The sequence below is a fragment of the Deltaproteobacteria bacterium genome (genome assembly GCA_029860075.1).
Classification (GTDB): Bacteria; Desulfobacterota; JADFVX01; order JADFVX01; family JADFVX01; genus JAOUBX01.
The window spans coordinates 1-14,944 of sequence record JAOUBX010000101.1 but is presented as its reverse complement, the minus strand read 5'-3'; the positions used below and the strand labels follow the sequence as shown (position 1 = coordinate 14,944).

Below are 14,944 nucleotides of genomic sequence, written 5' to 3'. Positions count from 1 at the left end.
GAAGTTTATATCTGCCGTAGGGGCCAGAGGCACGCTATATTCCCTGCTGGCTGAAAATCATCATGTTATCAAGCTCCTTGTCGGCCTTTTCGGAACGAGCAGCTTTTTATCAAAAATATTGCTTTCCTATCCCGAGACCCTCGATTCTCTCGTTGCTCCCGGTGCATCTTCTCCCAGAAAATCGGGGGAAGAGATCAACAAAGAGATGAGGGAACTTGTCGATTCCGCCGACTATTACGAAGACAAACTCGATATCATGCGTCGTTTTAGAAATGTGGAAATGCTGAGAATCGGTATCAATGAGATTTATGGTGTCATTGATCTTGAGGAGGTTTCCCGGCAGATCACTTCACTGGCGGATGCGTCCATTGAAATTGCCCTTGAAATTGCCCTTCATCAGGTTAAGGAGAGATACGGCGTTCCCATAACTGTCGTTGATGGGGAAGAGAGAGAGGCAACAATGGCCATTGTCGGCATGGGAAAAATGGGTGCATGTGAAATGGCTTACAGTTCTGACCTGGATGTCATCTTTCTCTATAGTGGAGGTGGGGATACGAGTGGTGAATACAAGGGTAAAAAAGGACTTAAAGAGACAAGCAACCAGGAGTTTTTTGCCCGCGTCGGGCAAAATATAATCTCTACGCTGACTGTTCCTACAAGAGAAGGTTATCTCTTCAAAGTCGATATGCGGTTGAGACCTTCAGGGAGTTCAGGTGCGCTTGTGGCATCACTCGATGCCTTCAGGGACTACCATGAAAAAAGCGGTCAAACCTGGGAAAGGCAGGCACTGACAAGGGCCAGGGCGATAGTCGGTGAAGAATCATTTCTTAATGAGATCAACCTTGCCATGGAAGAGGCAACTTATGGTAAGGCCCCAACGGAGGCGCTGACTGAAGAGATCGACAAGATGAGAAAGAGAATGGAGTTCGAGCTTGCAAAGGAGAGGGATGGCATTTATAATGTGAAAACCGGTAAGGGGGGGATTGTTGATATTGAATTTCTGGTCCAGTATTTTCTTCTCAAATATGGCCCCTCAAATAAGGAAATAAGAATTCCCAATACATCCCTTGCACTGGAAAGACTCAGAGATAAGGGGGGCTTGAAAGAGGAAGATTACAGGGTGCTCTCGGCAGCCTATCAATTCCTTAGAAAAGTTGAAACGGGTCTAAGAATTGTTCACGACCAGTCTGTCAATAAACTCGATACAAATTCGAAAGAATTCGAAGTGCTGGCCAGAAGGCTCGGATATGATAGCTCATCACTTCTCAGTGAATATTTAGCACGTACATCTGCCGTACGGAAAATATATAAACGTTTTTTTGAACAGCAAGAGCAGCTCCACATTAGAGATTAGGGAGGTTTTTTATAAATGATTCAGAAAGTTGAAAAAATTTGGATGGATGGAAAGTTTATTCCCTGGGATGAAGCTAATATCCATGTACTTACACATACACTCCATTATGGTCTCGGTGTTTTTGAAGGCGTCAGGTGTTATGCCTCTGCCCATGGAAAGTCCGCTATTTTCCGCCTTAAGGAGCATACGGACAGGTTGTTTGAGTCGGCCCATATCAGCCAGATTGACATTCCTTTTTCAAGGAATGAGATTTCAGAAGCAACGCTGGAAGTTCTTCGTGTAAATAATCTGAAAGAGGCTTACATTAGACCCATCGTATTCATTGGCGACGGCGAGATGGGCATCTATGTAAAGGATTACAACGTGCGTGTTGCCATCGCTGCCTGGCCCTGGGGAGCCTACCTGGGGGAAGAGGGTATAAAGAAAGGGATCAGGATCAAGGTTTCGTCCTTTACGAGGCAGCATGTCAACATCAGTATGACAAAAGCCAAGGTTTGCGGTAACTACGTTAACTCCATCATGGCCAAGAGAGAGGCTATTCTTGCAGGTTATAATGAAGCGCTTCTCCTCGATAATGAAGGTTATGTTTCAGAGGGGAGTGGAGAAAATATTTTCATTGCTAAAGGGGGTGTTGTCAAAACCACACCCTGTACGACGGTTCTTTCGGGAATTACGAGAGATACGGTGATGAAGATTCTCCAGGATGAAGGGATTACGGTTAAGGAAGAACGTTTTACGAGAGATGAACTTTATACGGCTGAAGAGGCTTTTTTTACGGGGACAGCGGCTGAAATAACGCCCATCAGGGAAGTAGATGACAGGGCCATAGGTACTGGATTACCGGGAGATATTACAAAAAAAGTTCAGGAGGTATATTTCAGGACGGTTAAGGGTGAAGAGGAAAAATATAAGGACTGGTTAAGTTATCTGTAATGAGGAAAGGGACTGATATCAGTCCCTTCTGACAGATTTGAATGTTTCCAGGCATTTCCTGAAAATCTTGTAAAGCTTGTCATAGTCGGCCATTTCGTTTTCAATAATAGTCGAAAGCTGCCCGATATCCTGTTTATTTACTATAATATTTGCGCCTGAAAGGAAGGCAGCGCTGGGATCGCCCGACTTTATTTCACCGCTGATAAAAACGACGAAAATCTTTCTTCTTGCATCAATCTGCATGGTAGCTATTTTGGACAGTATCTTGTAGCCACCTTCTGCATCATCGGGAAAGACCTTATCAATAAGTATAAGGCTGTAATCCAGTTCAGAATGGTCAAGAATTTTTAAAGCCCCTTCGATAGTCTCTACTTCGTCCACTTCGTAACCCAAAGTGCTTACGCTGTCATTGATAATTTGACAGGCCATCTTGTCGTCATCACAAATAAGGGCCTTTTTAGACAGTGTCCCCCCGGCAAACGGTATCGCTCCTGTTTCGTTAGGGGTAAATGATCCCGTTGCCGGCGTCGGGTGCTGAAGTTGTCCCAGGAGTTCATTTCTAAGCGAGGAAATCCTCTCTTCCACCTTGTTCATAATAGTCTGCTCAAGGTCGCCTTCCCGGGGAGGCGCTGCTTTTGGAGCCGCTTCATCTGCCGGAGCTTTTGGAGGCGTTACAATATTAGGACTTTTGCACTTGGGGCAGGCAATTCTTACGGGTTTGGCGGGAACCTTCTCATCGGGTATACTGATTATAGTCCCGCACTCTTCATTCTGGCATGTAATCTTCATTTAGATGAGTTCCTTAACGTCCAGCTCCAGGTCAAGTCCGCCGCCGCCTTCACTTTCTTCGTCACCACCGATGCCGGGTTGCGGTTGATTTGCTTTCTCTCCAAGCTGAACTTTGAGATCGTTGGCATTTGTTGCATAAAGGAGGCCCGTTTCGAGGGATACAATTCCCTTTTCCACATAATCCTTCAGTACCATGTCAAAGGTCTGAGTGCCCAGCGTTGTATGTCCGTCTTTCATAACGTCATGGAGTGATTTTCCGGCTTTTTCACCATGAATGATATAATCCCTTGTTCTTTCGCTTGTTCTCAAAATTTCCACGCAGGCAATCCTGCCGCCCCCTTCTTCGGGAACGAGCCTTTGCGATACAACCCATTTAATGGCTGAGGCAAGGCGTCTTCTGATGGCTGCTTCTTCGTTTTTAGGGAAAACCCCGATTATCCTGTCGATTGTTTTGGGCGCATCGATGGTATGCAGCGTGGATATGACGAGGTGTCCCGTTTCACCCGCTTCAAGGGCAATCTCGATGGTTTCTCTGTCTCTCATTTCACCGACAAGGATGACTTTTGGCGCTTGCCTGAGAGCTGCTCTCAGCGCCGATTTGAAAGTCGACGTATCGGAACCGAGTTCACGCTGGTTAATGGTCGATTTTTTGTGACGGTGGAGAAATTCTATGGGGTCTTCAATAGTAATGATGTGATAGGAGTAATGGGCATTAATCATATCGATGAGGGAAGCCATCGTTGTCGATTTGCCGCTTCCTGTCGGGCCGGTTACCAGGACGAGGCCGTTTTTCTCTTTGCATATATCCTTCAGTGTTTGTGGAAGCTTCAGCTCTTCTACAGAAGGGATGCTTGTGGGAATGACTCTGAGGACGATGGAGTAGCTCCCGCGCTGGGTAAAAATGTTGACTCTGAACCGGCCTCTTGTAGGAAGTGCGTAAGAGAGATCCACTGAGCCCTCTACAAGCAGTGTTTTCATCAATATTTCGTCATTGTCGAGCATACTTAGAGCAATCAACTCTGTCTGGTAGGGAAGAAGCATGTTCTTGAAGGTAGAGAGCGGGACGTTAACGAGTTGGCCGTTAATTTCAACCTGCGGCAGTTTTCCCGGTGAAAAATTAATGTCAGAGACCCCCTCATATTTGTCGAGGATGAAATTGAGGAGATTATTTAGCAGTTCAGTATATTTCACGAAGCTCCCTTGATTTATTATCCTTACTGCCTGATGAGAAAAAGGGTGACATGGGCGCCTCTTGACCTTCTGTAAAAGGCAAGGGTAAAACCTTTATCTGTTTTCATGGCAATGGCTGCATTTAAAATTTAAAAAATTAAATCCCGGAATATTTCAGGCGCTTTTATAAGTTTAACCTCTTTCCTGTTTAAAGCAACTCCATATTATTCCTGCTAACATCACTTTAGTATAGCCAGATTAAATAGCAAATGGCAATAGAATTTAAAGAATCTTATTTAATTCCGGCAATGTGCGGTTAGGGAATTGGGCTGACCTGTTATTTTGAGTGCGCCCGAACAAAGTGACAAGCGCCCTTGGGGTGAAAGGAGAAATCCTTGTCTCGAATGTAATAAGAGATCCTAAAGATTTCTCCTCCTGCCTATCAGAGGCCTCCGGCCAGAGATCTCCGAGTCGAAGTGACAATTCTTTTGCGTCATTCTAGCCAGAAACAGCTGATGCAAATTTTTACGGGGGGACAACACGAATTTAGGCATAAAAAATGAACTAAATTTTTTTATGCCTATCTAAATAATTGTAACGCCTCCTTTCATTTGCGGGAGAGAAAAATTTTCTCTCCCGCGTTTTTTTATCTGTTCCTCCCACTTTTCTGATACTTCCAGACATTTTTGTTATGTTCCTTGTAGGTTTTGGCGAAGATGTGGCTGCCGTTATTCATGGAGACAAAAAAGATGTAGTCTACATCGGCAGGATTAAGGGCGGCTTTTATTGATTCTATACCGGGGTTGGCGATGGGACCAAGGGGCAGGCCACTTATTTTATATGTATTGTAAGGCGTTTTTTGCAAGAGATCTTTCCTCCTTAAATTGCCGTCAAAGGTTTCTATGATTCCATAAATGGTCGTAGGGTCGCTCTGAAGCCTCATCTTTTTTTTCAGCCTGTTATGAAAGGCTGCCGAAATGAGTGGCCTTTCATCGGGGTTTCCCGTTTCTTTCTCAATGATCGATGCCAGGGTAACCACTTCTTCCATGGTAAAGCCCATGGCCTTGCTCTTCTTTTTAAGGTCATCAGTAAAAACGGTATGAAAACGATTAACCATTTGCCTCATAATCTCTTCCGTCTTCATCCCCTTGAAAAAGAAGTAAGTTTCGGGGTAAAGATAGCCTTCGAGACTTACGCCTTTCACATTGAGGCTGGCCATGAAGTTTTTATCTTTTGCTTTTTTTATAAAATCCTTCTTCTTTGTGATCTTTTTTTCCTCAAGCATGTCGGCAACCTGGTAAATATTGTAGCCCTCGGGAATAGTAATCCTGTGAGTGATGACGCTCCCCCTGACAAGCCTGTCCAGTATTTCATCCGTTGACATGGCAGGCTCTATCAAGTACTCTCCCGCTTTTGCTTTGGACTGAAGCCCTCTTATCTTTGCATAGAGATAAAACATTCTTTCATTTTCAAGGATGCCCTTCTTTTCCAGTTTTTTTGAAATGGAAGTAAAAGATGATCCCGGCTCAATTTCCATGACTACTCCCTCTTTAATTTTTCCCGGAGGATTCTTTCCATAATTGTAGATGTAAAATCCTCCTCCAAGCGCCGATAATAGCGCTAAAACCACCAATACTTTGACTGTTTTAAGCACGTGACTCTCTCCTTCTCTTTTTATTCGTCGTAAAGCACGTCAAGATGTTTTCCATATTTTTCGATGAGTGCCTTTCTTTTTACCTTCAGTGTCGGTGTTATTTCGCCTTTTGCCATGGAAAATTCTTCACCGGCAAGGAGTACTTTTTTTACCTGTTCAAAGGGGGCAAAGTTTTTAAGGACCTTTTGTGTTATTTGAAGGTAAATATGGATAATTTTTTCATTGCCGCAAAGCGCTTCCAAAGATTCATGGCTGATTTTTTCCCGCTTTGCCAGTTCTTCAAGCTTGGCGAAATCAGGTACGATGAGGGCCGTAATATATTTTTTCCTGTCTCCGTACACCATGACCTGACTGATTAAGGGATTTGATACAAGGGCCGTTTCGATGGTTTGGGGGGCCACGTTTTTCCCGCCCGATGTAACGATAATATCTTTTTTCCTGTCTGTTATGGTAAGAAAACCGTCTTCATCAATTTCACCGATATCTCCCGTATAAAACCAGCCCTCCCTGATCACTTCCCTTGTTTTTTCGGGTTTGTTGAAATAGCCCTGCATAACATGTGGTCCGCGGGTTATGACTTCACCGTCGGTTTTTATTTTCACTTCCAGACCGGGGAGAGCCCGGCCCACAGAGCCTCTTTTTCTCCATTCAAGCCTGTTACAGGTAATAACCGGCGAGGTTTCAGTCAGTCCATAACCTTCAAGAATAACGATGCCTGCCGCTTCGAAAAAGGCAGTGATATCTTTCGACAAAGGGGCGCCGCCTGAAACAAAGAACCTTATCCTTCCCCCGAGGCCCTCTTTCAAAGGTTTAAAGACAAGCTTGCCGGCAATGGAGCGTTTTAATTTAAGAAAGGGAGAAAGTTGCTCTTTGTTAAGTTCTCGCTCCGAACAGGCCTGACCAACGGCCAGGCTCCACTGAAAAATCTGTTTTTTAAAGGGGGAAAGGCTGTCAATTTTTTCCCTGACAGCGGCGTAGGTTTTTTCATAAAATCGGGGTACGCCGAGCATGATGGTAGGTTTAATTTCAAGCATATTGGCGGCAATTTTGTCAACACTTTCAGCGTAAGCGATGGAAGCACCCATGAAAAGGGGCACATAGTAACCTGCTGTTCTTTCAAAGGCGTGGCTCAAAGGAAGGAAGGAAAGAAGAAGGTCATTACCGGTAACATTGATTACCTCTGCCGAAGCATTGGCATTGGAGATGAAGTTATTATGCGACAATACAACCCCCTTGGGGGGGCCGGTGGTGCCCGAAGTATAGAGAATACTGGCTGTATGGTGGGCGCCTGTTTCATTTATTCTCTCTTTAATGAGGTCGTGGTCTTCTGCGCTATGGGAATCAAGAATGTCCGTCAGGAATTTTACCTTCCCCGGAAGCGCTCTATTTGTTTTATCGAAGAGGATGATCTCATGGATGTCATCCATGCATTTGGAATTAAGGACCTTTTCAAGCTGGTCGCAGGTTGAAACGATCATTCTCCGGGCGCCGGAGTCTCTAATAATATGCTCGATCTGGTTCGAGGTGCTCGTAAAGTAAAGGGGAACATTAATTCCTCCGGCAGCCAGGATGGCCAGGTCGGCAATGGCCCACTGGGGGCGGTTTTCCGACAGCAGGGCCACTCTTTCACCTTTTTCAAAAGCTTGGGAAAGCAGATGGGCCGTCAGGCTGCTTACCTGACGGGCGAAGCTGTTCCACGAGAGAGAGAGCCAGCGGCCGCTGGCCGGCTCTTTCCAGATGAGCGCTTTTTTGTCTTCCAGCTCGGCAGCCTTGCTGAAAAAAAGTTGGGGAATGTTCATTGTTAAAACATCTTAGTGGCGGCCGGGCGGCCTGAATATCCACCAGTTAAGTATGGAATCGATCTCGAAAATTTCCGCCGCCGTACCGATGGCAAGAAGGATAACATAGATGATAAGAACTACCAGGCCGATGTTGGCGCCATGCCTGCTCCAGAAGGTCTCCTCTTTCGGTTCCCTATCTGAATTTTCCTTATTCATTTCTTCTAATGTCATAATTCCTCTCTTATTTGTTGCAAAATACCAAAATGACCCCTTCTTGTCAATATGGGCCGGGAAAAGATCATTAACGGCCCATTCTCAACTTTATGAAGGCTTCCCTGGATTCACACCTGAGATAGGGGTTTTCCTTCTTTTCTCTCGCTATCGTAGATGAAGGGCTTGATCCGTAATCATGGCCGGGGTAGATTTCCGTCGAATCGGGAAGTAATAAAAGTTTTTCGAAGAGGCTTTTGTAAAGATCTTCGGGATTGCTTCCCGGCAAGTCGGCCCGTCCGCATCCGCCGACAAAGAGCGTATCGCCGGTAAAGACTTTTCCATCTGTGAAGACAAGCATGCTCCCCGGGGAATGGCCCGGTGTATGGATAAATCTGACGGACAGACCGCCCAGGCTTAAAAGGTCACCGTTTTTTACAATAATATCGGGCCGAAAGGAGAGTCTCTCCATGCAGGGAGCCTCGTCTTCGTGGACAAGGAGTTCAGCCCCTGTTTTTTCAATAAGGTCACCTGTTCCCCCAATATGGTCTGAATGGCAGTGGGTGGCAATGATATATTTTATGGCCACATCATCAGCCGCTGCTTTACTGATTAAACTGTCCACCTCATGGCCCGGCCAGCCGGGGTCGATGACCGTTCCGATTCCTTCCAGAGGATTGGCTATGATATAGGTGAAGTTGTCGAGGTAGCCCGATTTGATCTGTTTAAGATAGATCATGCGATTCTCTTTTTTCTTTTTCCTTTAATGGAAAGTTTGTTAAATACCTTGTTTCTTACGGCATTGATATGCTCTATCTTCTCTTCCCGGGTCTCTTTAACAAGCGGTATCTGTCCTCCCGCCATATAGGCGTGTCCTCCTGCCGTCCCTCTTTCCCCGACGGCATACCTGATTATTTTTCCCGCATTAAGTTCGAGATTGACTGTTCTGATGGAAATCATTAAGGTTTCATCGTAGACACCGAAGCAAAGTGATGTTTCGGCATCTGCAAGCCTCAAAAAAAGATCAGCAAATTCACCGATGGCGCCGGGGTTGGCCACATCTTTAAGGTCTGTTACAACCACATTGTCATAGATACAGGCATCCTCGATAGCGTCGTTAAGGGTTTTGAAGTATTCTTTGGGGAGAGAGGCATTTTCAATGCTGTTAAGTATGGAAAGATCAGCTAATGGGAAGAGATGGAGATAGGCCCTGATATCGCTTTCCTTTGTCTTGATGGCAATATTAAGTGAATCTGTTTTTATCCCGTAAACAAGCGCTGCGGCAAGGCCTGGTGAAATCTCTGCTTTGCTTTCAACAAGGTATTCCGTAGCGATTGTTGATGAAGCGCCTACGTCATTTCGTATATCTAAAAAAGTAACCCCCTTAAGGTTACTGTCTGCCGGATGATGATCAATGATGGCATGGGCAACGAGGGAATCGGGGAGAGCACTGTTTCCGGGGCCTGGTTGGCAATCGACAAGAATAATAAAGTCGAAGTCATCAAAATGAATTTGGGAAGTGGGCACGATCTCAATAGAGAGGGCCTTGCAGAGCACCCTGTTTTCTTCTCTGCCCACGACGCCGTTAAAAGAGATAGTTCCGGGCAGGCCGAGCTTTTTCTGAAGCAGATTTTTAATGGCCAGGGCTGTTGCAATGGCATCGGGGTCGGCATAGTTATGGGGCATAATGAGGGCCCTCTTTTTGCCCTTGGCAAGCGCCAGCAGTTCATCAACCTTTTTTGACTTCTTTTCCATGGAATAGAATGAGTATAATCTATGGATTGCTTTTTTTAAAGTTTTAACTACTTTTAGGTTCCCGCCAATATGATGTTTAAGATTAACGCTTTGAAGAAAAAGCTGGACAGCTTGTGCGAGCAATACGACGCAACTTATATCTATTCAGACCCGCTCAAATTTCCCCGTCGCTATGATGACCCTCTTGATCAGGAAATAGCGGGAATAATTGCTTCCTCCCTTGCCTATGGCAGAGTAGAGAGGATATTTGCAAGCCTGGAAAAGGTTCTGGGCCTCATGGGAAAGAGCCCTGCCCGTTACGTAACAAATTTTAATCCTGAAAGAGAGGGGCCTGACTTTGACGGTTTTGTTCACCGTTTCAACAGGGGAGAAGATATTGCCTGTCTTGTCTGGTATCTAAAACAGATCCTCCATCGATACGGTTCCATAGGACGTTTCTTTTCCGGACTTCTCCCTGATGAGGATGAAAATATAGAAGGCGCTCTAAACCGTTTTTCGGCGTCTGTGCTATCTCTTGATTCTTCACCCTTTTACGGCGGAGGGGAATTGCCCCCCAATGCCGGGGTGAGGTATTTTTTCCCATCACCTGAAGGAGGGAGCGCCTGCAAGCGGCTTAATCTGTATCTTCGATGGATGGTAAGAAAAGATGACGGTCTCGATCTGGGAATATGGAATTTTGTTCCCCCCTCAAAGCTTGTGGTTCCCCTCGATACCCACATTGCAAGACTGTCGCAAAACCTGGGACTTGCTTCCCGTAAAAGTCCGGGTTGGAAGATGGCCCTGGAAGTGACGGAAAATTTGAAAAGGCTCGATCCCCATGACCCTCTCAAATACGATTTTGCCCTTTGCAGGCTGGGTATTCTCGATCTTTGTCCACACAAGAGAGATTCCGTTAAATGCAAGGAGTGCAGCATAAGTGATTTCTGCATGCTCTAATAAAGAAGACTATAAAATAAAAAAATTAATTTCTCTTTGTACCTTTAAAAGTCTGTGTTATATAAAGTGTAAATTTTATTAATTGTTTTAAGCAGGGGTCTAAGGAAAAGTCAAGGATATCAAATGATCATCGGCGTTCCCAAAGAGATTAAAGACAAGGAATTCAGGGTCGGCATCGTGCCTGCGGGAGTAAAGACCCTTACCGGGCTCGGTCATGAGGTAGCCATTGAAAAAGGGGCGGGACTTGGAAGCAGCATCAGTGACGGTGAGTATGAAAAAGCGGGGGCCAAAATAATCGATTCCGCCCGGGAGGTCTACAGCCGGGCTGAAATGGTTATGAAAGTCAAGGAACCTCTTTCCTGTGAATATGATTACTTAAGAGAAGGCCTCATTATCTACACTTACCTGCACCTTGCACCTGTGCCGGACCTTACCGACGTGCTTATGGAAAAGGGCGTTATCGGCATCGGTTACGAAACAGTGAGCCTCGAAAATGGCTACCTGCCTCTCCTTGCGCCCATGAGTGAGGTGGCGGGGAGGATGTCTATCCAGGTGGGTGCTCATTTTCTCCAGAAGGAAGAAGGTGGGCGTGGTATCCTTCTTGGCGGCGTTCCCGGTGTAGAGCGCGGCCATGTTACCATTATCGGCGGCGGAAATGTAGGAAGCAATGCCGTCAGAGTAGCGTCAGCCCTCGGGGCAACGGTTACTGTTCTTGATACGGATCTCCACCGTCTTGCTCATCTCGACGATCTTTTCGGTGGTAAAATAAATACACTTATGTCGAATACCCATAATATTGAAGAAGAGCTTAAACTTGCCGACCTTCTCGTGGGGGCCGTACTTATTCCCGGAGGCAGGGCGCCGGCCCTTGTGAAAAAAGAGATGCTCCCTTTAATGAAAAAAGGGGCTGTTATTGTCGATGTAGCCATCGATCAGGGGGGATGTGTGGAAACGTCGAAACCGACAACACACAGCAATCCTGTCTTTAAAGAAGATGGTGTCATTCACTACGGTGTAACCAATATGCCCGGCGCCGTGCCGAGAACCTCTACCTTTGCGCTCACTAATGCCACACTTCCCTTTGCCATAGAGATTGCAGAAAAGGGGATTAAGAAAGCGGCAAAGGAAAACAGGGCTCTTATGGAAGGAATAAATGTTTACAAAGGGAAGCTTGTCAAGAGGGAAGTGGCGGCGGCCCGGAATAAGGAGTGGGAGGTACTTGAGTTTTGACAAAAGAAGCGCCCCATTATATAGGCCATAAGAAGCGGCTTAAAGAGAAATTCCTTAAATCAGGTCTTCATGCCCTGGCAGACTACGAAGCGCTGGAACTGGTTCTTAGTCTTGCCATTACACGAAAAGACGTAAAGCCCCTTGCCAAGGCGCTTCTTGAAAAGTTTGGCTCTTTTTCGGCCGTTCTTGATGCTGATCCTTTACTTTTGAGAGAAATTAAAGGTCTGGGAGAAAATGCGATTGCCGCCCTTAAGCTGGTCAAGGAGAGTTCCACCAAATATCTTCGGGAAAAAAGCCGTGAGAGTTGTATTATCTCATCACCGGAGGCCCTCGTCAATTATTGCAAGGCCGCCATGGCGGGCCTTAGAGATGAGGAGTTCAGGACCATATTCTTAAATTCCAAAAACGAGGTTATTGCCGATGAGGCTCTTTGCCGGGGCACGGTAGACCAGACGGCTGTCTACCCGCGTAAAGTGGCGGAAAGGGCCATTCATCATAATGCCTCTTCTCTTATCTTCGTTCATAATCACCCCAGCGGGCACCCCGCCCCTTCCCGTGCCGACAGGGAGTTGACGAGAATGCTCAAGGAGGCGCTCTCTTCCCTCCAGATAAGAGTGCATGACCATATGATTATCGGGAAAAGCGCCCATTATTCATTTGCAGAGGAAGGGATACTGTAATCAGGTCCCCGGCAGCAAGGCTCCTGAATGTAAAGGCTTCTTAAGGGATATACAGTTAAAGCTGAGCAACACTAAATAAGGAAGTTCTCAATTTATGACTTTCTTCTCAAATCACGCAAAAATCAAAAATTACCTGCCTGCCATTGTTCTGGTCTTCATTTCATCCCTTCTTTTTATTAATACGACAGGAGGAGAGTTTACCTATGATGATTATCCATTAATCATAAATAATAAAAGTATCCGCTACTTTCATTTAACCGATATATGGACGATAGGACTCCGGCCTTTAAGGACGCTGACTTTCATGGCTGACTACCGGCTTTTCGGCCTGGATCCGCGGGGGTATCATGTGCACAGCATACTCTGGCATGCCGCTTCTGTTTTGCTTCTCTATATCCTTTTTTTACGATTAACGGCGGATAGAGGGCTTTCTTTCCTCGGTGCAATGCTATTTGCCGTGCATCCCGTTCATGTAGAGGCCGTAGCAAATATTGCCAATCGTAAAGAGGCGATATGTATGGTTTTCGCCCTTCTTTCCTTTCTTTTTTATATGAATTTTTGTGAAAGAAGGCATAAGTATTACGGGCTATGGCTCTTTTTTTCTTTTTTCAGCTTCTATCTGGCCTTGCATGCAAAGCAGGTTATTATCGTTTTGCCTCTGCTCCTGGTTGCTTACGAGTACCTTTTTTTAGCGGATGAAAAAAAATTCCTTACCAAAAGCAAAAGGGTTTTATTTTTAGCCCTAAGCCTTTTGTCTTTGCTTGCCTTGTACGAAATTTCCAAAATTGGTGATTTCTTTGCTTTTATGGACCGGCAGCATTACAGGGGAACCTTTCACGGATATACCGGTGATCCCACACTCCAAAATATTGTTCTTACGGCGCCAAAGTCTTTTATTCACTATGTGAGACTATTGTTTTTACCCTTTGGTTTGTCACCTGCTCATTCCATAGCGCTCTTTTCCTCTCCCGGAGATCTCGAGGTCATCATTTCATGGCTATTTTTTCTCACCTTTATGGCGCTCCCTTTTTTATTTGTCCGCACTAATCGCTTACCGGCCTTTGCCCTGTTCTGGTTCATCATTCATTATATTCCCGTAGCCAACTTTATCCCTCTTGCTTATTACGTAGCGGACAGATATATGTATATCCCCTCTGCAGGTATGTGCCTGGCCATGGCATATACAATGAGGCAAATACTTTTTGGCCCTTCCATGAGGAACGGAAATAAAAAGGCCGCAGCCCTTGGCCTCTTGCCCGTTATTTGTATTCTGGCTTTTTACTCGATAAAAACAGTGCGCTTTAATGATGTCTGGAGCAATAGAATAAGTCTTTGGAGTTATGACCTTAAGATCAATCCTGAGTCTTACAAGGCCTATATCAATCGCGGAACAGCCTATTCCGACCTGGGTGAATACGAAAAAGCGATAAAAGATTTTTCAGCGGCAATCCGGCTTTATCCGGAGATTTATGAAGCCTACAATAACCGGGGGACCGTATACAGTGATAGGGGCGCTTATGAAAAAGCAATCAGGGATTTTTCCATTGCAATCAATCTGAACCCTGAGGCAGAAGATTGCTACAGCAACAGGGGCAATGCCTATCTCTATTCCGGAAATTATGAAAGAGCGATAAGGGACTATGATAAAGCCGTTGAGTTAAAAAAAGATTCCCACAGGGCCTATTATAACAGGGGAGTGGCCTACCATAATCTGGGGAATACTGCCGAGGCCATGAAAAATTATAACAAGTCAATCAGCCTTAATCCTGATTTTGACAGAGTTTATAATAACCGGGGAAATGTCCTCAACCGCCTGGGAGACTTAAAGGGGGCAATTAGAGATTACAGCAGGGCCATTGAACTTAACAGGCAATATGAAATGGCTTATTTCAACAGGGCCATTACTTATTTACAATTAAAGGACAAGGCAAATGCCGAAAGGGACCTCCTGGCTGCAGTCAGGATTAACAGGGGGAATGCCGGAGCCTATTATAAATTGGGACTAATCTATCTGGAAAAGTTCGGTATCGATAAAGCAAGACCCTACTTTAGGCAGGCTGCTGATCTGGGTTATAAAAAAGCGGCAGAGTTTTTGTAATGTCTTCAGTCAGCAAAAAGGCCTTGCCTTTTTATGCAGCTAAATACAAAGGGGGAAATTTTATGTTAAACTGCTTTTAAACCGTATTAACGCTATGCCTGTGAAGTTACATTTCCCCTGTTTCTTTCAGGCAGTCACAGCAAATTACCTTGGGGTGGAAAGATGAAGGGAAAAGACCTTATGCACTTGCTGAGGGTTGTGGCTATTGTTTCGGGCGTTATTTCAATAACTCTCGGGCTGACCGTTCTTATTGGCTGGTATACGGGCGCTGTTATACTTATACAGGTATATCCCGCATTTGTGCCTATGCAGTACAACACGGCGCTTGGCTTTCTTTTGAGCGGTACCGCTATA

General features: G+C 45.4%; 14 protein-coding genes. 7 read left to right on the top strand and 7 right to left on the bottom strand.

Annotation, left to right across the window (positions count from 1 at the left end; genetic code table 11):
- Both OEV42_19670 and OEV42_19665 read left to right on the top strand, forming a co-directional pair.
- On the top strand, positions 1-1,354 hold a 1,354-nt coding region (locus OEV42_19670; GenBank protein MDH3976488.1), incomplete at its 5' end, for a bifunctional [glutamate--ammonia ligase]-adenylyl-L-tyrosine phosphorylase/[glutamate--ammonia-ligase] adenylyltransferase.
- 15 nt (positions 1,355-1,369) lie between these two features.
- On the top strand, positions 1,370-2,287 hold the full coding sequence (locus OEV42_19665) for a branched-chain amino acid transaminase (protein ID MDH3976487.1): 918 nt from the start codon (positions 1,370-1,372) through the stop codon (positions 2,285-2,287).
- Between the two features lie 18 nt (positions 2,288-2,305).
- Here the strand turns inward: OEV42_19665 and OEV42_19660 are convergent, their stop codons facing one another.
- The 7 genes from OEV42_19660 to OEV42_19630 form a co-directional block, all read right to left on the bottom strand.
- Entirely contained in the window at positions 2,306-3,076 is a 771-nt protein-coding gene (locus OEV42_19660; protein MDH3976486.1) for a response regulator, read from the bottom strand.
- Positions 3,077-4,267 (bottom strand): PilT/PilU family type 4a pilus ATPase, encoded by a 1,191-nt coding sequence (locus tag OEV42_19655; GenBank protein MDH3976485.1) that lies wholly within the window; start codon positions 4,265-4,267, stop codon positions 3,077-3,079. It abuts the gene before it with no gap.
- Between the two features lie 625 nt (positions 4,268-4,892).
- The gene (gene mltG / locus OEV42_19650) at positions 4,893-5,900 is read right to left on the bottom strand and encodes an endolytic transglycosylase MltG (GenBank protein ID MDH3976484.1); all 1,008 of its coding nucleotides are present in this window, start codon (positions 5,898-5,900) and stop codon (positions 4,893-4,895) included.
- 20 nt (positions 5,901-5,920) lie between these two features.
- A complete protein-coding gene (locus OEV42_19645; protein ID MDH3976483.1) occupies positions 5,921-7,699 on the bottom strand; it encodes a long-chain fatty acid--CoA ligase in 1,779 nt (592 codons plus the stop codon).
- A 12-nt stretch (positions 7,700-7,711) separates the two neighbouring features.
- Complete coding sequence (locus tag OEV42_19640) at positions 7,712-7,912, bottom strand: hypothetical protein (protein ID MDH3976482.1); 201 nt, start codon at positions 7,910-7,912, stop codon at positions 7,712-7,714.
- Between the two features lie 70 nt (positions 7,913-7,982).
- On the bottom strand, positions 7,983-8,630 hold the full coding sequence (locus OEV42_19635) for an MBL fold metallo-hydrolase (protein ID MDH3976481.1): 648 nt from the start codon (positions 8,628-8,630) through the stop codon (positions 7,983-7,985).
- Positions 8,627-9,646, bottom strand: coding sequence for a DHHA1 domain-containing protein (locus OEV42_19630; GenBank protein ID MDH3976480.1), 1,020 nt, complete (start codon positions 9,644-9,646; stop codon positions 8,627-8,629). The genes OEV42_19635 and OEV42_19630 overlap by 4 nt, the downstream gene beginning before the upstream one ends.
- 69 nt (positions 9,647-9,715) lie before the next feature.
- On the opposite strand from OEV42_19630, the gene OEV42_19625 reads away from it, so the two are divergent.
- The 5 genes from OEV42_19625 to OEV42_19605 all read left to right on the top strand — a co-directional run.
- On the top strand, positions 9,716-10,582 hold the full coding sequence (locus OEV42_19625) for a TIGR02757 family protein (protein ID MDH3976479.1): 867 nt from the start codon (positions 9,716-9,718) through the stop codon (positions 10,580-10,582).
- A gap of 123 nt (positions 10,583-10,705) precedes the next feature.
- Positions 10,706-11,812, top strand: a complete 1,107-nt coding sequence (gene ald / locus OEV42_19620; GenBank protein ID MDH3976478.1) for an alanine dehydrogenase — start codon at positions 10,706-10,708, stop codon at positions 11,810-11,812.
- Positions 11,809-12,492, top strand: coding sequence for a DNA repair protein RadC (radC, locus tag OEV42_19615; protein MDH3976477.1), 684 nt, complete (start codon positions 11,809-11,811; stop codon positions 12,490-12,492). Before ald ends, radC begins: the two co-directional genes overlap by 4 nt.
- A gap of 94 nt (positions 12,493-12,586) precedes the next feature.
- Positions 12,587-14,590: a tetratricopeptide repeat protein gene (locus OEV42_19610; GenBank protein MDH3976476.1), complete on the top strand. Its 2,004-nt coding sequence runs from the start codon at positions 12,587-12,589 to the stop codon at positions 14,588-14,590.
- A gap of 162 nt (positions 14,591-14,752) precedes the next feature.
- On the top strand, positions 14,753-14,944 hold a 192-nt coding region (locus OEV42_19605; GenBank protein MDH3976475.1), incomplete at its 3' end, for a hypothetical protein.